Below are 20,084 nucleotides of genomic sequence, written 5' to 3'. Positions count from 1 at the left end.
ATAACCAACGCAATATTTTGAGAGTTTACTACATTTTTAACTAAAAAGCATTGAAGTGAAATTGTTATATAACTAAACAACCCCAATAGCAAACTATTAGGGTTGTTTAATCAATATTATCTAAAACTATAATTCTTTAAGGTAACTATTTACATTGTTCCCTATACGTTCATGGATATTACTTACATCTGCTTTCACAAAAGTTTCCCCTGTTATACTCTCATATAGCTCTATATATCTTTCAGAAACGGAGTTGATATATTCATCTGACATAACCGGTACGGTTTGGCCTTCTAAACCTTGAAAACCATTACTAATCAACCATTGGCGAACAAACTCTTTTGATAGCTGTTTTTGTGCTTCTCCGTTTTTTTGACGCTCTGCATAACCATCCGCATAAAAATATCTAGAGGAATCAGGGGTATGTATCTCATCTATTAATACAATTTGCCCTTCTTTGGTCTTTCCGAATTCATATTTAGTATCAACTAAAATAAGACCTCTTTGGGCCGCAATTTCAGTTCCTCGTTCAAACAGTGCTTTCGTGTAGTTTTCTAGCACCCTATAATCCGCTTCTGAAACTATACCTCTTGCCAAAATGTCTTCTCTGGAAATATCCTCGTCATGATCACCCTGTTCTGCTTTTGTTGCTGGCGTTATAATTGGTGCTGGAAATTTATCGTTTTCATTCATTCCCTCTGGCATGGCAACACCACATAAACTGCGTTTTCCCGCTTTGTATTCACGTGCCGCATGGCCAGATAAATAACCACGGATTACCATTTCTACCTTAAAAGGTTCACAAGCTTTACCTACCGCTACATTAGGATCTGGGGTTGCCAATAACCAATTGGGTACAATATCTTCCGTAGCTTGCATCATTTTTGTGGCAATTTGGTTTAATATTTGCCCTTTGTAAGGAATACCCTTGGGCATTACCACATCAAATGCAGAAAGACGGTCTGTAGCCACCATGACCAAAATATCATTTTCTAAGGTGTATACCTCTCTTACCTTTCCCTTATAAACACCTTGCTGTTTTGCAAAAGTGTAGTGGGTGTCCATTAATGTATTTACAGCCATCTTTTAAAATTGATTTTGATGCTCTATGTCTTTATACGCTTCTATAACTTTTTTCACCAGTTTGTGCCTAATAACGTCTTTATCATCTAAATAGATAATTTTAATCCCCTCTACGTTTTTCAGGATTAAGATAGCTTCCTTTAAACCAGAGATTACCCTTCTAGGTAAATCTATTTGCCCTGGATCCCCCGTTAAAAGAAATTTTGCATTTTTACCCATACGGGTTAAGAACATCTTCATTTGGGCGTGGGTGGTATTTTGTGCCTCATCTAATATAACAAACGCATTGTCTAGCGTTCTACCCCGCATAAAGGCCATTGGTGCAATCTGTATGGTACCGTCCTCTATGTATTTATCTAATTTTTCTGGAGCGATCATATCCCGTAAGGCATCATACAAAGGTTGCATGTAAGGATCTAACTTCTCTTTTAAATCCCCGGGTAAAAAACCTAGGTTCTCACCAGCTTCTACGGCTGGTCTGGTTAAAATTATGCGTCTTACCTGTTTTTCCTTTAATGCCTTAACAGCCATTGCCACACCTGTGTAGGTTTTGCCTGTACCTGCTGGTCCAATGGCAAAAACCATATCGTTTTTCATAATGGCATCTACCAACTTACGTTGGTTTACGGTTTGTGCTTTTATTAGTCTACCGCTTACCCCATGTACCAATACTTCGCCACTAGCTGCAGAAGATTGTACTTCTTCTTTGGAATCACTGGTCAGTAACCTTTCAATAGCATTCTCATCTATTTTATTGTATTTGGCAAAGTGTTCCGTTATCATGTCAAAACGGCGATCAAACTCTTCTAACATTTCTTCATCGCCATAAACCTTTATTTTATTACCACGGGCAACAATTTTTAGTTTAGGAAAATACTTTTTGAGTAATTCTATATTCTCGTTTTGATTGCCAAAAAAATCTCTTGGACTAATCTCTGTAAGTTCTATTATTAGTTCGTTCAAAAAAAGAAAGTATTAAAGTTGTGGGGTAATAAATTCGCTGTTCTTTGTTTTTATTTAATTTTACAAACAAACTTAACCAAAATACAGTTTTAACTAGCAAAAAACTATTAACAGCCTATATGGCGATAATTACTCTTACCACAGACTTTGGAACCAAGGACCACTTTGTAGCCGTGTTAAAAGGGGCATTACTAACAGAAGTGCCTACTGCCACTATTGTTGATATCTCACATTCCATTTCTCCTTTTAATATTCATGAATGTGCCTATTTGCTAAAAAATAGCTATAAAGCGTTCCCTAAAGGTAGTATTCATATCATTGGAATTGATGCGGAATGGTCTCCAGAAAACGAACATATAGTGGTATTGGTAGATGGGCATTATTTTATTAGCGCCAATAATGGGGTTATTTCACTGGTTACCTCAGAAAAACTACCAGAAAAAATTATGGCCATTAACCTCCCAAATGGTGAAATATCAAGCTTTCCAACCCAAGATATTTTTGTTCCTGTGGCAGCACATTTGGCAAGAGGAGGGCAACCAGAAGTGGTTTGTACGCCTTTTAACGAACTAAAGGAATTACGTGATTTTAAGCCAAGAATCGAAAATAATGGCAATACTATTATTGGCAATGTAATCTATATTGACAATTACGGTAATGTAGTTACCAATATAGAACGCAGCACTTTTGATGCCTACCGCAATGGCCGGTCTTTTGAAATAACCGCAAGAAGGCAAAGCATAAAAGCCATACAAAAAAGTTACAACGGAATTGTAGATTATAACAAAGAAAAAAATCAACGCAAGGGACCAGGAGACCTATTGGCGCTTTTTAATGCTGCAGGCTACCTAGAGCTGGCCATTTACAAGAGTGATTTAAATACCGTTGGCGGTGTTTCTACCTTAATAGGGCTACAATACCGAGATATCATAACCATTAATTTTGATGCATGATCGTAAGAATTGTAAAACTGACTTTCAAAACAGAAGAAATTGCCACCTTTGAGCGTATTTTTGAAGAAACCAAGGCTAATATTAGAAATTTTGAAGGCTGTAATTTTTTAGAATTATATCAAGATGTAAATTCGCCACAGCAATTTTTCACCTATAGCTATTGGGACACCCAAGATCATTTGGAAAGCTATAGGCAATCAGATTTTTTCAAGTCGGTTTGGAGCAAAACTAAGGTCCTGTTCGCAGCTAAACCAGAAGCATGGAGTGTAACCAAAAAACATACTTTAGCGTAAATCAATGAATGCTATACTAAAAAAAGAACTTCAATCTTTCTTTAATTCACCTTTAGGATTTTTAATCATAGGTGTTTTTTTAATTCTCAGCAGCCTTTTCCTTTGGGTATTTAAGGGCGATTATAACCTCTTAGAATACGGTTTTGCAGATTTAAGTAAGTTTTTCCTATTTGCACCTTGGATTTTTCTATTTATTATACCTGCCATAACCATGAAAAGTTTTTCAGAGGAATATAAAATGGGTACTATGGAATTGCTCTTAATAAAACCTATTGGCATCCCCAAAATTATATTGGGCAAATATCTAGGAACGCTTTTAGTTTCTTTGCTAATGGTATTACCAACCCTGGTGTATGTTTTTTGTATTGGTGCACTGGGCATGAGCACTAATAATTATGACCTAGGGGTAATCATAGGTTCTTATTTTGGTCTGTTTTTCTTAATTGGGCTTTTCCACGCTATTGGTTTATTTGCGTCAACTGTAAGTAACAATCAGATCTTTTCTTTTCTACTTGGTGTGCTTTTATGCTTTCTAATCTTTTTTGGGTTTGATGCCCTAGCCTCGCTGTCCTTAGATGGGGGTACCCAAGAATTGGTTTCCGGTCTAGGTGCAAACACGCATTTTAATAGTATTGCAAGAGGTATTATAGACACTAGGGATTTGGTTTATTTCATCAGTCTAACCCTATTCTTTCTTTACTTAAGCTATTTGCAAATTCAAAAAAAGAGGTAGTTATGGTAAAGAATCTTAAAAATATAGCGCTAGCACTAGTTGTATTAGTTGGTTTAAACCTTTTGGCCGCCTTAGTTTACACTCGATTTGATTTAACCGAAGATAAGCGTTATACCTTATCCCCAGCGGCTAAGGAAACGGTAGTTCCATTTGAAGCCCCGGTAATTGTAGACATTTTATTACAAGGCAATTTACCATCTGAATTCAATCGTTTAAAAAACGAAACCCTGCTGCTCCTAGACCAGTTTAAGGCAGAAAATGGTAAAATTTCGTATAACTTGGTTAATCCATTAGAAGGTGCAACCAATAAAGAACAAACCATGGCAGAATTACAGGGTTTGGGTCTAAAACCAGCTTCTGTAACCATTAACGAGGATGGTAAAACCTCTCAAGAGTTTGTTTTTCCTTGGGCCATGATAAACTATGGCAACAAAACAGTAAAAGTACCCTTATTAAAAAATAAGTTAGGTGCAACGCCAGAAGAACGGATCAACAATTCCGTTCAAAATTTGGAATATGCTTTTGCGGACGCCTTTACCAAATTAACCACAACAAATAAAAAGAAAATTGCCGTTTTAAAAGGGAATGGAGAACTAGCCGATCAATACCTAGCCGATTTTCTTACTACCATCAAGGAGTATTACAATATTGGAGCTATAACCCTAGATTCCGTTAGTTCTAATGCAAATGGTGTTTTAGAGCAATTAAAAGGTTTTGATATGGCGCTAATTGCCAAACCTACAGTAGCCTTTAACGATCAAGAAAAGTATGTTTTAGACCAATACATGGTACATGGTGGTAAAACACTATGGTTACTAGACCAAGTGGCCATGGAAATGGATAGTCTGTATAACGAGACCGGTAGCGCTATTGCACTTCCTTTTAATTTGGAGTTAGACGATTTGTTATTTAAATATGGCGTACGTGTAAATCCGGTATTGGTAAACGATTTGTACAATACGCCTATTGTAATGGCAAATGGTAGCGGCAATGACAGCCAATACAATCCGTACCCCTGGCCCTATAATCCTATGGTTTTTTCAAGGGAAAATCACCCTATAAACAAAAATATAGAAGCCATACGATTGCAATTTGCAAATGGTATAGACACCTTATCCAATGCCTATAAGAAAACCGTATTGCTACAGGCATCTCCTCTTTCCAGAACAGAGGGCATACCCAAAGAAATAAACCTGAACTTGTTGGCAAAACCACCAAAACAGGAAGATTATGTGCCCAATGCAGGCACCCCTTTGGCCGTATTGGTAGAAGGTGCGTTTACCAGTGCCTATAAAAACAGGGTTAAACCCATTGTACTTAACACTACTGCGGAAAAAGGGCCTAGTAATAAAATGATCGTGATAGCAGATGGTGACGTTGTTAAAAACCAAATAGAGCGTGGTAGACCCTTAGAGCTAGGCTTTGATAAATGGACCAACAGTTTTTATGGAAACAAGGAATTCTTGATAAACTGCGTAAATTATTTGTTAGATGATACTGGACTTATAAACATCCGTAATAAAAAAGTAAGTATTCCCCTATTGGACCCACAAAAAATCGTGGATAGCAAACAAAAATGGCAACTTATAAACACCTTATTACCAGTAAGTTTATTACTTTTATTAGGATTATTCTATAGTTGGTATAGAAAGCAAAGTTTTAAAAGCTAAGTGTTAATAAATTAGTTTCTTAACGCCGTAGTTTTAAGATATATTTGCTGTTAGCCATTTGTAAGCACATTAGCTGCGGCTAAAATTGAAAAATGTAGAAACCGGATTGCAAAAATCTATTTGATGAAATTCATAGTATCTAGTACGTATTTATTAAAACAACTACAAGTTTTGGGCGGTGTAATCAACAACAGTAACACCTTGCCAATTTTAGATAACTTTTTGTTCGATTTAAAGCAGAACAGCTTAACCGTATCCGCTTCTGATTTGGAAACCACCATGAGTTCCGTAATCGAGGTAGATTCCGATTCTGAAGGGCTAATTGCCTTACCGGCAAAATTGCTATTGGACACTTTAAAAACGTTTCCAGAACAACCGCTAACCTTTGTGGTAGAAGACAACAATACGGTAGAGATTAGTTCTAACCATGGTAAGTATGCCCTTGCCTATGCAGATGGTGCAGAATTTCCAAAAGCAATAGAACTTACAGAACCAAGTTCTACCACTATTTTAGGAGATGTATTGGCCACTGCCATAAACAAAACCATTTTTGCCGCTGGTAATGATGATTTGCGCCCGGTTATGAGCGGTGTATTTTTTCAATTTTCCCCGGAGAACTTAACCTTTGTAGCAACGGATGCCCACAAATTGGTAAAATACCAAAGAGCGGATATCAGTGCTTCGGAAGTAGCTGAGTTCATCATGCCTAAAAAACCTTTAAATTTATTGAAAGGAATTTTAGCAGGTTCTGAAAGCGAAGTAAAAATTGAATACAACGAAAGTAACGCAAAGTTTACGTTTGATAATAGTGAGCTTATTTGTAGGTTAATTGATGGTAAATACCCAAACTATGAAGCGGTAATACCAAAAGAAAACCCTAATATGTTGAGTATATCCCGTTCACAGTTTTTAAGTAGTGTTAAGCGTGTGTCTATTTTCTCTAATAAAACAACGCATCAAATACGCTTGAAAGTTGCAGGTGCAGAGTTAAATATTTCTGCAGAAGATGTAGATTATAGCAACAAGGCAGAAGAGCGTTTGTCTTGTGCATACCAAGGAGACGATATGCAAATTGGGTTTAACTCACGCTTTTTAGTAGAAATGTTAAACAACCTTTCTTCTGATGATGTTACCTTAGAAATGAGCTTGCCTAATAGAGCAGGTATTTTAACCCCAGCAGATGGTCTAGATGAGGGAGAAAAAGTAACTATGTTGGTAATGCCGGTTATGTTAAACGGGTAATTCCAAAATAGATAATCTTAAAAAAAACCACCGTGAAAACGGTGGTTTTTTGCTTTAACCTATAAGTTGTAATTCAAGTAAAACAACAAACGTTGTTTAATTTTCACATCGTCTGCAAATAATTCTTGGCGTAAGGGAATACCAATATCTGCACCTAAAACCAATCTTTTCAAACTCAACTCTGCCCCTATTGTACCCAAGTGCATATACCCATTGGTATCTGGCAATTGGTCTCCGTACTGTTCTATTTTTTGGAAAAAATCGCCACTAAACCCCACAAAGGGAGCTAATACGTTTGTGCCTACCAAAAAACCATTAAACACCTTAGCATTATAGCTGAGTTGGTCTCCAAACCGATACTCGTTCCTGTTTTCACCTTTTAAAAAGTAGCTTGCTGTAGCGTTTACCCCAAACATTTTCTTGCTATAACTATAGCCCACAGAAAAAATAGCGTCAGTACTACCGGTTCCCAATTGAAAACCTGGATTTACCCTTTCCGTAAGAACTTGTTCAAATTCTCCCGTTGGTAGTTTTATACCTATTCCAAACCTTAATGAATGACCTGAGTATTCTGGCATAACAATCTTATTTGAATCTGCCTCCTCATCTTGGATTTGGTCCTTTTTAAAATTTAAGGTATACCAACCAATGAAGCTAATGTCCCCTAGTCCGTTTAATTGCTCCATACGGTCAGTAAACTCCCTATTTAAATCTTGGTAAGGTACCGTTGCCGTAATATGAAAATTAGAGGCAATTGGTATTTTAGCCCATACTTGATAGGTATTAAAATGTTCCTGACTGGTAGGACTATTCTCAAAAATACCATCCTTAGATTCAAATTGTTGGTAGCTATAACGTACCCCTATAAAATTGGTGTTACCCAGCGTCCCAAATCCAAAATTACCTCCGGTTGTTGCACAGCCACAGAAGTCGCACTCAAATTTATACGTACCCAAAGGTTCCGGACAAGGATTGGCATTTGCCATAAATCCTACTAAAATAAAACAGAACAAGAGGTTAAAACTCCGCAAATCGTTTGTCTTCAATAAATTCATTATCCGTTAATGTTTTTAAAAATGCGATTATATTTTCCTTTTCAGTAGTTGACAAGGGTATACCTAAATTTCCGCTACCGTCTATTAAGCTTGGGTCTATAGTACCATTGGTAACCATACCATTGGCATAAAAATCCAATACCGCTTCCAAGGTCCCAAACCTACCATCATGCATATAAGGAAATGTTAGCTCTATATTCCTTAAACTAGGCACCCTAAATTTGTAAAAATCGTCTTGAAACCCACTTACTCTTTTTCGGCCTTCTTCCTCAGGAAAATTTGGGTTTATGGGTAATCCATTGTTCCTGTAGCTTTGGTCCGTAAATAATTCGCCTGCATGGCAATTAGCACATTTTTGTCTAAAGGTCTCTAATCCGGCCAATTCTTTGTCCGTTAGCATTTCGCCTTCTCCCCTGTTGTATTTATCATATCTACTGTTACCAGAAACCATTTGTAGCATAAATTGGGATAGCACTTTCAATAATCGTTCACTATTTATCGCATCATCTCCAAAGGCTTTGGTAAATAACTTAGGGTAATCTTTATCTGCCTTTAACTTAGAAAGTACGTTAGGTAAACGCTCGTTCATTTCAACCTCACTTGTAATAGGAATTATTGGTTGTAGGTCTAAATGAATAGCAGCACCATCCCACGTAAATTCATTAAAAAAGGCAAGATTATGTAAGGGTTGTGCATTTCTAAATCCCTCCAAACCATTAACTCCATGACTCACCGTATGCCCATGATGCGTAAAAGAAAACGCTTGTTCATGGCAAAAACCACAGCTAATAACACCGGTAGAAGATAATCTTCCATCATAGAATAGTTTCTTTCCCAATTCAAAACCTTCCTCGGTCAAAGGGTTTGCCTCCAAATTGTAAGCAACCTCAGGAAAGTTAGTGGGTACAGAAAGTTCCATTGGTGTTGGTACCGTTATATATTCTTTTTCAGCGTTGTTTTGGCACCCTATGATAAGCCCAATAACCGCTGAGAGTACAATCCACTTTTGCATTGCAATACGTATTTTACCTTCCCTTTGTTAGTAGCAAAGGGAAGGTTTTATTCTTTAGTTATGCACGTGGTCTACCGTGAAGATTTTTGAAGTATTCACCGCTATTTGTGGCGACTTAACAGGATCTACATGGATTTGCGCCTTATCTGCCAAATACAAGATTGTTTCTGCATTTAAAACGCCTGCCAAATCTGCAACTACATGAATTTCTGGAGTTATATCGGTTCGCAATTTGGCAGAAACCGGTAAATCAAGGGTAATTTCCTTATAATTATCCAATGCGGTACCATGGCTCCCCATGTGTATGGCAAAAGCGGTTTCTTCTGTACTGTTATCAGAACTAAAACTTCCTTCATAACGAATAAACTTATAACCTGCTTGCCAAGACCATAGCATACCTGCATCTGTTGCAATCGCTAAAAAATCGCCCTGCCCCTCTGCACCCTGAAGGTATTTTTCTTGGTCTACCCCAATACCAAAGGTAATTTTGGTGTAGTTACCAGCTGGTACATTGGGTAGTGAAATAAAGCGAGAAGCGTTATCAGATTCATCAATAACAAAAAGAGATTCGTCTTTTGGATAGGTAAATACCGTACCGTCTTCTTGCGTAAGACTTATGTTACTCACAATGTATTTAAAGGTTTCTATAGTTAAGCGTTCGGTACCATTTCCTGGGTAGGCGGTTCCCAATAACAAATCAGAACCAGCATAGGCATTATCAAATTCAATTTTTAAGGTGCCTTCACCTGTTATTTGGTCTAACTTGTCATCATCATTACTACAAGACATACCAATAGTTAACAGCATACAAAATGCCGCATATTTTAAAACTTTCATTTAACTGTTTTTATATGTAAAAAGTACTATTTAAGGCTAGTACTAAAAGCCTAAAAAATAAATGGAAAGAAAGTTTTAACTTATTGGAGGTCTTAAATTGGGCGTACCTGCATATTGTTCCCACATGTCTTCTTTAAAGTGGTTGTTCAATACTTTTGTGAAAGTTTGCTTGTCTAGCTTAACGCTATATTCCTGTGGTACAAATAAGGGAACAAAAGCTTCTAGTAATGATAGAACAGCATGATCTGCCTGTTGCTCTTTTTTGCTTTGATCAGCAGCAGCTAGCTGCTCCATAAGGTAACATTTACCATTACATTTTAGCTCTGGCCGTTCTTTGTTAATACAATAGTTCTCTATAAAAAAATCAATATTGAATTGAAAATAGGAAAAATAACCTACAAAGTAAGCGGGCCTTAAGGCAAAAGCAACTAAGAAGAAAATGGCCAAATACTTTTTTACCGCTCCCATTGGACACAAAATTAGGAGGTATTTAGGTTATAAAAAATATTTGGCGCAAACTTATTTTGCCTAACCGATGAAACGGATAGTCAAGAACTGACTAGGTGCTTCGCCATTGGCAGCTTTTACCGCATTTACAATAGGCAACACAAAACCTAATATCCCAACAAAAATTAAGGATAAAATACCCAGACCAAATAAAAGTATGGCCGGTATGCTTATAAATATGTACAGTAGCATACTTAATTGAAAGTTGATAATGGATTTACCATGCGCGTCCATACCTTCAACATCGTTCTTAGATGCCAACCATAGAATTAACGGTACTATAAAACCGCCAAATCCGGTTACGTAATGCAATAACTGACTTAAATGTGTTATGGCCAATAACGTATTATCCTTACGCATTGCCCTTGTTTGTGTAATTGTCATTTTGATTGATTTATTGATGAATACACCTATGTGACGCAATTTGTTTTAAAATGTTACAGCCCGCCTCTAATTTGTACTTTTGCAATATGTTATATGACGATACCATAATTGCCTTGGCTACCCCTTCTGGAATGGGTGCCATTGCCGTAATACGTATTTCTGGACCACAAGCAATTGAATGGGTAGATGCCCATTTTCAATCTATCCATAAAAAAAGACTAACTACCCAAAAAAGCCATACCATACACCTTGGATACGTTAAGGATGGTGATAAAACGTTAGATCAAGTATTGGTATCCATTTTTAAGGGACCAAACTCTTACACGGGAGAACATGTTATAGAAATTTCTTGTCATGGCTCTATGTATATACAACAACAAATAATACAGCTATTTTTAAAAAAGGGCTGCCGCATGGCCACTGAGGGCGAATTTACGCTACGCGCTTTTTTAAATGGTAAAATGGATTTGAGCCAAGCAGAAGCCGTGGCAGATTTAATTGCTTCGGACAGCAAGGCAAGCCACGAAATTGCCTTACAGCAAATGCGTGGTGGTTTTAGCAACCAAATACAAGAACTACGGGAAGAACTATTAAATTTTGCCTCTTTAATAGAGTTAGAATTGGATTTTTCCGAAGAAGACGTTGAATTTGCGGATCGCACCCAATTCTTAAATTTATTAAATCGTATTACCGAAGTTTTAAAAGGGCTTATTGATTCTTTTGCCTTGGGTAATGTTTTAAAAGAAGGGATACCCGTAGCTATTGTAGGCGAACCTAATGTGGGTAAATCTACCCTGCTTAATGCTTTGTTAAACGAAGAAAGGGCTATTGTAAGTGATATTCCCGGCACTACTAGAGATACGGTTGAGGACCAAATAGCAGTTGGTGGGGTTACTTTTCGGTTTATAGATACCGCGGGCATACGAGAAACGGAAGACCATGTAGAAAAAATAGGGATACAACGTGCTTTTGAAAAAATTGAAAAAGCACAAGTGGTGCTCTATTTGTTTGAAGCCGGTAAAGATAAACTGGCAGAAATTAAACTGTTACAAGATAAATTTCCACACAAACGGATTCTAGTGCTAGCCAATAAGGCCGAAAACCTTAAGGAATCTGAAAAAACCAATTTAAAAGAACGGTTACCAGAGGCCCTATTATTATCTGCCAAAACCGGCACGGGTCTCAAAGAGTTACAAGACATGCTTCTAGACCTAACCGTAAAAGGGCAATTGGGTAATAACAATACTATTGTAAGTAATAGTAGGCATTATGATTCTTTACTTAAAGCACTAGAAGAAATTACCAAGGTAAAAGAAGGTATGGACATGGGGCTAAGCAGCGATCTAGTAGCTATTGATATCCGGGAAGCTTTATACCATTTAGGCGAGATAACCGGCCAAGTTACCAATGATGAATTGTTGGGTAATATTTTTTCCAATTTCTGTATCGGGAAGTAGGCTTGCTAATGAATACACGATTATCTGTTAGTTAAAACATTACCACAAAAGAAAAGCTCTCAAATCCATGAGAGCCTTTCTAACTAAAAACTAAACTATCTCACTAAAACTATTTTTTATATGTAGGTGCCGGACCTTTGTAAGATGCCTGCAATCCCCCAAAATCAATAACTGCTTTTTGGATTACCATTCCCGGATTACCACCCACTAACTTTAACGTATGTTTACCCGGTTTGGGAATCCAAATTTTACTGGTATTGATAGCTGCATTACGGATTACGTTACTCTGCCATTCAAACGAATATTCTTCAGAAGCTGTAGCTTCCCAATGTATAGGGCTATTATCTATTTGAACGCCATAGCGTGTGCCCGTAACTTCATCTTTTCCAAAAACCGGTAAGGCATAAGTATACACCGTTACATAGCCAGCTTTATCCGAATAAAAATCATAAGCTACAGAGGTATTTGCCCAACCCTTATCCGTTACACTACCCAACTGTACCGAAGCTCCTAAATAACCTAAACCATCAATCACAGCTACCTTAGCCCCATTCTTTTCCTCTTTTCGTGAAAATTTTGCAGGATTAATACTTACGACACCATTATCTTCTGCATACAATACCCCATCTGGCGCTTTTTTATTGTCCACAGCGAGTAAAACACTTTCCTCCTTACCATTCAAAATAAATTTGATTTCTCCCTTAAGGAAACGTTCATCTGGAATTTTGGCCCAGTCTATTTCAACAGCTATCTGTTCTTCTAGAATGGTTTTTCCTTTCGTTTTAGTAATTTTTACCCATTCCGGTGCACTTACAACTTGCCAGATAAGGGGTTGCTTAGATTTATTAAAAATTTCTATGGTGTGCGATTTTTGGGTACTGCGATAAAATTTTGGCAATACATAAAAACCATTATTGGTATTTCCATTAGGTATAAAAAGTGAAAATGCCGGTTCATCTAAAAGTGAAATGGTTTCCATGGATGGCATTTGCAACTCTGGTAAACGGTCTGGTGCGGTCATCATGCCCTGCCATTTCCCGTTACTTAAACCGTTATATGCTTTGGTAATTAGCCCTAAACTATCGTCGTACATTTTAACCTTATCTACCAAATTATTGGTTGCCGCCCTACCTTGCTGCGCATACCACCTGTTTTTTTGGGCCAAAAGCATTTTATGGTTTACCAAATGTGCCGCTACCACCGGATAGAGAACCAACTGATAATAGGCTGGTTTCAGGTCCTTTGGAATAGCATTATAAATAGATTTTACCTTAGTTGCAATAGTATTGTATCGTTTTAAGCGCGTCTCCGCTTCGTTATAATTCTGAAAAGAAAACTCGGTATCCCTTATGTTTTCTTTGGCATCCAAACTGTTCCAGCGCCAGTCCCATGCCATGTATTCTGGTTTACGTTCAAAACCAAGGTTAAAATATTCCGTAAAAATTTGCTTAAAGTCCTCTTGGTAATGCGCTCCAAACAGCTCGCCCAAATAGGTTGGAATTTTATCATTACTATTTTCAAAGTCAAAAGCGGAAACATCCCATGCCATCTCCAAAAACAGTTGCATTCCTAATTCCCCAGGTTTTATATCGCCTACATTAAGCAACCAATACGTATCTGCTCCTGTTTGGTAAGCCTTACCCATTTCTTCTAACATTAAGGCCGGCGGGGTGGTATTAAGCCAGAGGTAGTCATTGGGTGAACCTAAATAAGAAATATGATAGTAAACCCCAATTCCGCCTTTGCGTTTCGCTTCTGATGGATTACTTAGTTTTTTGATGTATCCGTAATTATCGTCTGGCCATACAATGGTAACATCTTCTGGTAATTGCATGCCGCTTTTATAAATATCCAATACCTCTTTGTAGGGCACAAATATTTGAGGAATAGCCTCTGGTTCTTTTTGAATATGTTTCTGCAAAATAGTACGTTCCTCTCTAATTACTTGTTCCAAAACTCCCGCTTTAGTGTACCCTTCTGGAACCTCTTTCATACCCGTATCGTGTATACCCCGCATTCCCACGGTGTAAATATTCTCAAATGGGGCCGCTTCTTGTACACGGGCATCCATTACGGCCAGTACACCATCTTTATTGGTCACATAATCCCATTCTCCATTCTTTTGTTTATCCCATTCCGTGGTGTTATTGTAAAGCAAAGGCTCTGCATGGCTGGTGGTCATAAGAATTCCATAACGGTCCGTTACTATTTTATTTTCGGGATACTTATAAAAAGCTCCGGTAACCTCATGCATGGCCGGGGCCAACATATTTGCTTTTAATCGCAGTAAAAGTTCGCAAACCTTTGCATAGGTATTTGGGCCAATATCCCCAATTTCAGGGTCCATTAATTTACTGGCCCATGGCTTTAGCGCCCAATCCTCATCATTAAGAAAAACACCCCTATATTTTACGGATGGAGCCTTACTGGTATAATTTAGATTTTTAAACACCACTTGAGCTTGTTTTGCAATAGGTACATCTGCCCACCAATACCATGGGGAAACACCTATGCGTTTAGAAAGTTCAAATACTCCGTAAGCCGTACCCCTTCTATCGCTCCCCACTATTACCAGTGCCGTGTCCAACCCTTTCCATGGATTTACGATCGTTAGTAGCTTAAAACGTTCCCATTCGCCCTCAATATCGTTTACTTTAATTTTGTTTGTTTTTATCAATTCTTGAATTAGCGGACTTTTCAAACTTCCAATTAAGATTGCCGTTTTACCTGTAGTTTTTTTATAAAATAATCGGGGTGTCTTACCTGTTACGGATGCTATATCTTTTACCAAATGATTGGCCGCCGTAAGTACTGTTTCTGCATCCGCTTTATCAACAATAATTGGAGCTACTTTGTTTTGATAAAATAGTTGAAATTCTTCCGTTTGGGAAGTAGTGCTCTGTGCTGTGAGTTGATAGAAATTGGCGATGACAACCAGCAGAATTACGATTTTTTTGCAGCTTAACATGGTGCGAAAAGTTTGTTTTTAGTTATGGTTTAAGATGATTTTAATTTTAGACACCCAAGTGTATTGGTTTTTTGTTTTATTGCAGTTTAAACTCGTGGTGCCAACAGTTAAAATCAATCAAAGGTGTAATTAATACCTATAGTAAATATAAGCTTTTTCTTTATTTGTGCAATCGATTGCATATAATTAGCCTGTGGACTTTACTTTTAAAACAGAATAAGCTGAAATAAGTTCAGCATGACGGCAAATCTTAGTACTTACTACTTTTTAATTTTTACTCCTAAAGAGATTTCTCAGTCGTAGCGCTGCTACTCTTATCGAAATGACATAGCGCAAGTATTTTATAGTGCATTGTACTTTTAACTAACAACTATTAACTAAAAACTAAGATGCTGAAACAAGTTCAGTATGACGAAACACAAACCACTTTGTACTTAACACTTTTTACTTAATACTCCTTTCTTATAACTATTAACTAATATCTTATAACTGGAAAAACAGACCCCTCAGTCCTGCGGACAGCTCCCCTTACTGAAGGGAGCACTTGTATTTGTTTTTTTAGCAGATTTCTCAGTCGTAGCACTGCTACTCTTATCGAAATGACATAGCGCAATTATTTAATAGTGCTTTGTACTCTTAACTTCTAACTTAATAAAAGATGCTGAAACAAGTTCAGTATTACGCAATAAATGGTACTTTGTGCTAAACACTCTTTACTTAATACTCCGTACTTTTAAATTGTAACTATTAACTCATAACTTCTAACTTATAACTAAGACTAAGTCTCCACTGCGCTCGACCTAAAGGAAAGAGCTATATCTATTTTATCTATCTTTCTAAATTCAAGAAACTTTTTTCAGATAGAACTCATACCTTATTCAATTGCTTATTATACAACCATCAACTTTTTAGAGTTTAACCAAAATTCATAAATTTAATTTGAGCAAAAAATTTTATTGAACAAAGCTTACATTTGCCAAAAATTCTAGTATGTTCAGTTTTTTTTCCAAAAAACAATACTTGGTTGATTTACTAAATGGATTTGTAGACATACACAATCATATATTACCTGGAATTGATGATGGTGCTAAAAGCGTAGGAGAAGCTATTGCTTTACTCAAAAGTCTGAACGAATTTGGAGTAAAATCATTCGTTTGTACTCCACATATTATGCATAATTACCATGACAATGATAGAGCCAGTATTAATAAAGCTTATGACCTATTAAAGGTAGCTATAAACGAAAATGAATTATCTAATCTACGGCTAAAGTTTGCTGCAGAACATATGATAGACGATAATTTTGAGAATCTTCTATCAAAAGATGAAATAGTAAGATTAAGCGATAATTATTTGCTGATTGAAATGTCCTACTTACAACCAAGTATTAACTTTGATGCGGCTGTAGAAAAAATTAAGTCCAAGCAAATTTTTCCTATTCTGGCGCATCCTGAACGTTATTTATATTTTCATAAAAGCCCAAGGGTGTTTCATCGCTTTAAAGAAAATGGAATAAAATTACAACTGAATATGTTGTCTTTAAGTGGTTATTACGGTAAAGAAATTCAAAAAATTGCTTATTACCTTTTAGATAACAATTTAATTGATTTTATTGGCTCCGATGTACATCACATGCGACATGTAGATGGGTTAAAAAAAATTACATTAAGCCATAAAAAAAGCAATCAAATTGATTGCTTAATTCATAATACCATAAATACTTTTTATTAGGATTTGGAGTAAAATTTCCACCATGGCTTAACTTCCTGTCCATAGCCATATCCGTACTTTCCGCCGTAACCCAATTCAGATTGCTTTACATTATTCACTATAAAAGAAAGCCCATTTAACTTACCTTCTTGTTTTAATTTTTTTGGAAAATCTATAACTTTCTTCTCAGTAGAATCTGCTTTTACAACGTACAGAATTTGACTAGCATATTCACTAATAAGCACAGTATCCGTGACTACCATCATTGGTGCTGTGTCTACAATAACGTAGTCATAACTCTTAGAAACTTCTTGAAACAATTCCCCAAGCCTATCATTCATTAATAGTTCAGTTGGATTTGGTGGAATTTTACCTGAAAAAATTATATCTATATCGTAGTCGTTTACATTTACCGGTGTAATAATATCAGAAACAGCTAAATCTTGGTTTATTAAAAATTCTGTCAAACCATTTTCTATTTGATTGGTCGAATTAGATAAAAAGAATTGCGAATCCTTATCAGGAGAAAAGAACTCATGTATTTTTGGACTTCTAATATCCGCACCTATAAGCAAAACTTTTTTACCCGTACTAGCATAAATTGCCGATAAATTTGAGGATATAAACGTTTTTCCTTCTCCCGGAACACTTGAAGTAACATAAAAAATATTATCTGGATTTACTTTTTGAGATTTCTGTACATAATTAAGATTTGTCCTTAAAATTCGTAAAGATTCAGAAAGCACCGACCTATCGTCTTTTTGAACTAATTTTGAATCACCTTTAGCTACTTTTGGAACTTCTACCATTACGGGAATATTACCACCTAAACCCTCCAAATCAAGTTTATTATGAATTTTATTGTCTATTAATTCATTTAGATAGATTATTGAAAATGGAATTAAAATCCCTAAAATAAATGCAGCCAATAAAACAAGTGCTTTTTTAGGTTTTATTGGATCATTGCTGATTAGATAGGCTTTATCAATTACTTTAGATTTAGGCGTAGCTGAGGCAAATGTTATTTGAGATTCTTCTCGTTTTTGCAGTAAATATAGATATAGGGATTCAATTGTTTGCTGCTGCCTAGTAATATCTCTTAACGCACGCTCGTTTTTAGGAGCAGAATAAATCCTAGAATTTATTTTGGATAACTGGCTACTTAAACTATTAACCTGTAGACTCAAATTATTTTCAACGCTATTTAGACTAGATTTCATGCTGCGTTTTAAACCATCCAATTGCTGATCTAAATTTACTATTATAGGGTTCTTTTCATTTGAACTTTCTAAAAGTCGCTTACGTTGCAAGGCCAATTCATTATATCTTGCAGTAGTAGTAGCAATAGTCGGGTCTGCAATTCCCACATTAGCAGGCAATAATTCGTAACCTTCCTGAGCATCAAGTAAATCCTTCATGCTAGACGCTATGTCTAACTGCACAGAGGCATTTTGCAACTCTTGCTGACTATTGGCCCCTAGATTTAAATTAACACTTGTTTGGGTTGCTATATCAGCAATTCCCTTACCAGATTTAAACTCTTCGGCATTTTCATCTACATTAGACAAATCACCATATATTTCGCCAATTCGGTCATTTATAAAAGTTGATGTACGATCAGCAATAGCTTTTTTATCTTCTATAGCATTAATATTAAATCTAGATATGAGCATGTTTAATAAATCTTTACCCCTTTGAATTATCTCATCTTCTGTAGTAAGATTAATTATTTTGGAAGATTGTTGATTAATAGTGCCTATGGTTACTTTAGATTGAAGTTTTTCAGCAACCTCGTAAAGAGGGTCTATGTTTATTTTGAAATTTCTCCCAATAAGTTCCGAAGTTTTTTCTATTCTAGGAGTAATGATAATATCGCCCGCTACAGTTTTAATTTTATTGCCATAGGAAAGCTTTCTTATAATGTTTTCGTCCTCTAAAAAATATTCAAAAGATGTTTTAGATATTGGACTTACAAACAACTCGATATCAGCTTTAAAAATCACAGAATCCGGAGCTACAAAATTGACCTTAAATGAAGGATTGAGATATTCCTCTGTATCTCTAATATTTCCTAGCTCTGTAATTCCAATGTTCAGACCTAATTCCTTAACAATTTCCACAAAATTAGATCTTGCTCCTAAAATTTCAATCTCATCTAAAATTTCATTGCCTCCAGCACCAAAAAAATCAAGTTCAGTAAAGGCTGCCAATTCAGAGCTCGAAGAGTTATCATCTAATATTTGAATTTTAGAGGTTATAGCATAGGCAGGATTAGTGTAGCGAATTTTTAGTATTCCTAATATTAAAGCTATTACCACACATAATATAAACCAATACCATTTTTTTATATATGGCTTGGCCAACTCCCTGTAATCAAGAGTATTTTTAGAAATCTCGTTTGAATCCATTAAACAGATTTAAGATAATGTTGTAAATGCGATTAATTTCTGGTTAGTAATAACACTGTTGATGTTATTAACACAGATGCAATAGATATGGCAATAGTAGCACGTTGATCAAGACTAGATTCTGTTTTCCCAGATTTATTAGGTTCTACATAGACTACATCATTTTGTGTTAGGTAGTATACTGGTGATTTCAGAGCATTCTTTTCATTCAAATTAATTCTATTGTAAACTTTAGCTCCATCAAAATCTCGAATAACCATTACATTATCCCTTCTACCTTTAATATTAATATCTCCCGCATAGCCTAATGCTTCCAAGATAGTTATTTGCTCGCCATTTATAGGATACGTTCCTGGTCTATTAACTGCACCTAATATGGTGACGGTAAAATTTCTAATTCTAATATTTATTATTGGATTTTTAAGATAGTCTTTCAATTTTTCCCTTAATAATTCGCGTGTTTCGTTAGGAGACAGACCCTCTATCTTAATTTTTCCAATAACTGGAAAATCAATCTCTCCATTTTTGTCTACCAAATAGTTTACTTGTTCAGGTCTTACACCACTCATCCCCTCTTCTGCCCCTCTAAACAAATTAAAAGGCACGCTGGCTTCCGGATCCAATGTAGAAACGTGAATACTAACTAAATCATCCACCTTGAATTTTGAAGTAAAGGTATTTTCGTTAACCAGTGTTTCATATGAACCAGCGTCTTGAAAATAGACTACATTTTTTGGAGAGGCACAGGAAAATACGAGTAGTAATAAAAAAAGATATCCTACAAGTTGTATTTTATAATTCATCTAAGT

17 protein-coding genes are annotated in these 20,084 nt (G+C 36.1%); 7 read left to right on the top strand and 10 right to left on the bottom strand.

The features are described 5' to 3' along the window. Positions 1–126: 126 nt before the first annotated feature. Positions 127–1,083 carry a phosphoribosylaminoimidazolesuccinocarboxamide synthase gene (locus tag ACXAGS_RS04405; RefSeq protein ID WP_474904879.1) on the bottom strand — a complete coding sequence of 319 codons (957 nt, stop codon included), beginning with the start codon at positions 1,081–1,083 and terminating at the stop codon, positions 127–129. Between the two features lie 3 nt (positions 1,084–1,086). Continuing rightward, complete coding sequence (locus tag ACXAGS_RS04400) at positions 1,087–2,046, bottom strand: PhoH family protein (protein WP_474904877.1); 960 nt, start codon at positions 2,044–2,046, stop codon at positions 1,087–1,089. Positions 2,047–2,165: 119 nt separating this feature from the next. Here ACXAGS_RS04400 and ACXAGS_RS04395 point away from each other — a divergent pair, with 119 nt between their 5' ends. From ACXAGS_RS04395 to dnaN, 5 genes are all read left to right on the top strand, one after another. Further along, a complete protein-coding gene (locus tag ACXAGS_RS04395) occupies positions 2,166–2,999 on the top strand; it encodes an SAM hydrolase/SAM-dependent halogenase family protein (protein ID WP_474904875.1) in 834 nt (277 codons plus the stop codon). Next, entirely contained in the window at positions 2,996–3,292 is a 297-nt protein-coding gene (locus ACXAGS_RS04390) for a putative quinol monooxygenase (protein WP_474904873.1), read from the top strand. Before ACXAGS_RS04395 ends, ACXAGS_RS04390 begins: the two co-directional genes overlap by 4 nt. 4 nt (positions 3,293–3,296) lie before the next feature. Beyond that, positions 3,297–4,025, top strand: coding sequence for a gliding motility-associated ABC transporter permease subunit GldF (gene gldF, locus ACXAGS_RS04385; RefSeq protein ID WP_474904872.1), 729 nt, complete (start codon positions 3,297–3,299; stop codon positions 4,023–4,025). A gap of 2 nt (positions 4,026–4,027) precedes the next feature. Next, the gene (gene gldG / locus ACXAGS_RS04380) at positions 4,028–5,695 is read left to right on the top strand and encodes a gliding motility-associated ABC transporter substrate-binding protein GldG (RefSeq protein ID WP_474904870.1); all 1,668 of its coding nucleotides are present in this window, start codon (positions 4,028–4,030) and stop codon (positions 5,693–5,695) included. Between the two features lie 123 nt (positions 5,696–5,818). Then, on the top strand, positions 5,819–6,937 hold the full coding sequence (gene dnaN / locus ACXAGS_RS04375) for a DNA polymerase III subunit beta (protein WP_474904868.1): 1,119 nt from the start codon (positions 5,819–5,821) through the stop codon (positions 6,935–6,937). A 59-nt stretch (positions 6,938–6,996) separates the two neighbouring features. Here dnaN and ACXAGS_RS04370 read toward each other — a convergent pair whose 3' ends face one another. The 5 genes from ACXAGS_RS04370 to ACXAGS_RS04350 form a co-directional block, all read right to left on the bottom strand. Beyond that, positions 6,997–7,992, bottom strand: coding sequence for a transporter family protein (locus tag ACXAGS_RS04370; RefSeq protein WP_474904866.1), 996 nt, complete (start codon positions 7,990–7,992; stop codon positions 6,997–6,999). Then, the gene (locus ACXAGS_RS04365) at positions 7,955–9,004 is read right to left on the bottom strand and encodes a cytochrome-c peroxidase (protein WP_474904864.1); all 1,050 of its coding nucleotides are present in this window, start codon (positions 9,002–9,004) and stop codon (positions 7,955–7,957) included. The genes ACXAGS_RS04370 and ACXAGS_RS04365 overlap by 38 nt, the downstream gene beginning before the upstream one ends. Before the next feature lie 54 nt (positions 9,005–9,058). Beyond that, positions 9,059–9,841, bottom strand: coding sequence for an MbnP family protein (locus ACXAGS_RS04360; protein WP_474904862.1), 783 nt, complete (start codon positions 9,839–9,841; stop codon positions 9,059–9,061). 75 nt (positions 9,842–9,916) lie between these two features. After that, positions 9,917–10,309 carry a hypothetical protein gene (locus tag ACXAGS_RS04355; protein ID WP_474904861.1) on the bottom strand — a complete coding sequence of 131 codons (393 nt, stop codon included), beginning with the start codon at positions 10,307–10,309 and terminating at the stop codon, positions 9,917–9,919. A gap of 60 nt (positions 10,310–10,369) precedes the next feature. After that, complete coding sequence (locus ACXAGS_RS04350; protein ID WP_474904859.1) at positions 10,370–10,732, bottom strand: DUF4870 domain-containing protein; 363 nt, start codon at positions 10,730–10,732, stop codon at positions 10,370–10,372. Positions 10,733–10,818: 86 nt separating this feature from the next. On the opposite strand from ACXAGS_RS04350, the gene mnmE reads away from it, so the two are divergent. Further along, positions 10,819–12,189: a tRNA uridine-5-carboxymethylaminomethyl(34) synthesis GTPase MnmE gene (mnmE, locus tag ACXAGS_RS04345; protein ID WP_474904857.1), complete on the top strand. Its 1,371-nt coding sequence runs from the start codon at positions 10,819–10,821 to the stop codon at positions 12,187–12,189. A gap of 109 nt (positions 12,190–12,298) precedes the next feature. On the opposite strand, the gene ACXAGS_RS04340 is transcribed toward mnmE, so the two are convergent. Beyond that, positions 12,299–15,157, bottom strand: coding sequence for a glycosyl hydrolase 115 family protein (locus ACXAGS_RS04340; protein WP_474904856.1), 2,859 nt, complete (start codon positions 15,155–15,157; stop codon positions 12,299–12,301). Positions 15,158–16,147: 990 nt separating this feature from the next. Between ACXAGS_RS04340 and ACXAGS_RS04335 the strand changes: the two genes are divergently transcribed. Then, positions 16,148–16,888, top strand: coding sequence for a tyrosine-protein phosphatase (locus ACXAGS_RS04335; RefSeq protein WP_474904855.1), 741 nt, complete (start codon positions 16,148–16,150; stop codon positions 16,886–16,888). Here ACXAGS_RS04335 and ACXAGS_RS04330 read toward each other — a convergent pair. Together ACXAGS_RS04330 and ACXAGS_RS04325 are read right to left on the bottom strand one after the other, a co-directional pair. Beyond that, positions 16,885–19,275, bottom strand: coding sequence for a GumC family protein (locus ACXAGS_RS04330; protein WP_474904853.1), 2,391 nt, complete (start codon positions 19,273–19,275; stop codon positions 16,885–16,887). The genes ACXAGS_RS04335 and ACXAGS_RS04330 overlap by 4 nt on opposite strands. A gap of 32 nt (positions 19,276–19,307) precedes the next feature. Continuing rightward, the gene (locus ACXAGS_RS04325; RefSeq protein ID WP_474904852.1) at positions 19,308–20,078 is read right to left on the bottom strand and encodes a polysaccharide biosynthesis/export family protein; all 771 of its coding nucleotides are present in this window, start codon (positions 20,076–20,078) and stop codon (positions 19,308–19,310) included. Between the last annotated feature and the right edge of the window lie 6 nt (positions 20,079–20,084).

Source organism: Croceivirga sp. ABH4_376 (assembly GCF_056160685.1).
This window is presented reverse-complemented; position numbering and strand designations above follow the sequence as displayed.

Bases quoted from the DNA above. Each gene is read 5' to 3' on its own strand.
- ACXAGS_RS04395 (WP_474904875.1), top strand. From the start codon at position 2,166: ATGGCGATAATTACTCTTACCACAGACTTTGGAACCAAGGACCACTTT.
- mnmE (WP_474904857.1), top strand. From the start codon at position 10,819: ATGTTATATGACGATACCATAATTGCCTTGGCTACCCCTTCTGGAATG.
- ACXAGS_RS04335 (WP_474904855.1), top strand. From the start codon at position 16,148: ATGTTCAGTTTTTTTTCCAAAAAACAATACTTGGTTGATTTACTAAAT.
- ACXAGS_RS04370 (WP_474904866.1), bottom strand. From the start codon at position 7,992: ATGAATTTATTGAAGACAAACGATTTGCGGAGTTTTAACCTCTTGTTC.
- ACXAGS_RS04405 (WP_474904879.1), bottom strand. From the start codon at position 1,083: ATGGCTGTAAATACATTAATGGACACCCACTACACTTTTGCAAAACAG.
- ACXAGS_RS04350 (WP_474904859.1), bottom strand. From the start codon at position 10,732: ATGACAATTACACAAACAAGGGCAATGCGTAAGGATAATACGTTATTG.
- gldG (WP_474904870.1), top strand. From the start codon at position 4,028: ATGGTAAAGAATCTTAAAAATATAGCGCTAGCACTAGTTGTATTAGTT.
- ACXAGS_RS04360 (WP_474904862.1), bottom strand. From the start codon at position 9,841: ATGAAAGTTTTAAAATATGCGGCATTTTGTATGCTGTTAACTATTGGT.
- gldF (WP_474904872.1), top strand. From the start codon at position 3,297: ATGAATGCTATACTAAAAAAAGAACTTCAATCTTTCTTTAATTCACCT.
- ACXAGS_RS04355 (WP_474904861.1), bottom strand. From the start codon at position 10,309: ATGGGAGCGGTAAAAAAGTATTTGGCCATTTTCTTCTTAGTTGCTTTT.
- ACXAGS_RS04340 (WP_474904856.1), bottom strand. From the start codon at position 15,157: ATGTTAAGCTGCAAAAAAATCGTAATTCTGCTGGTTGTCATCGCCAAT.
- ACXAGS_RS04390 (WP_474904873.1), top strand. From the start codon at position 2,996: ATGATCGTAAGAATTGTAAAACTGACTTTCAAAACAGAAGAAATTGCC.
- ACXAGS_RS04365 (WP_474904864.1), bottom strand. From the start codon at position 9,004: ATGCAAAAGTGGATTGTACTCTCAGCGGTTATTGGGCTTATCATAGGG.
- ACXAGS_RS04325 (WP_474904852.1), bottom strand. From the start codon at position 20,078: ATGAATTATAAAATACAACTTGTAGGATATCTTTTTTTATTACTACTC.
- dnaN (WP_474904868.1), top strand. From the start codon at position 5,819: ATGAAATTCATAGTATCTAGTACGTATTTATTAAAACAACTACAAGTT.
- ACXAGS_RS04330 (WP_474904853.1), bottom strand. From the start codon at position 19,275: ATGGATTCAAACGAGATTTCTAAAAATACTCTTGATTACAGGGAGTTG.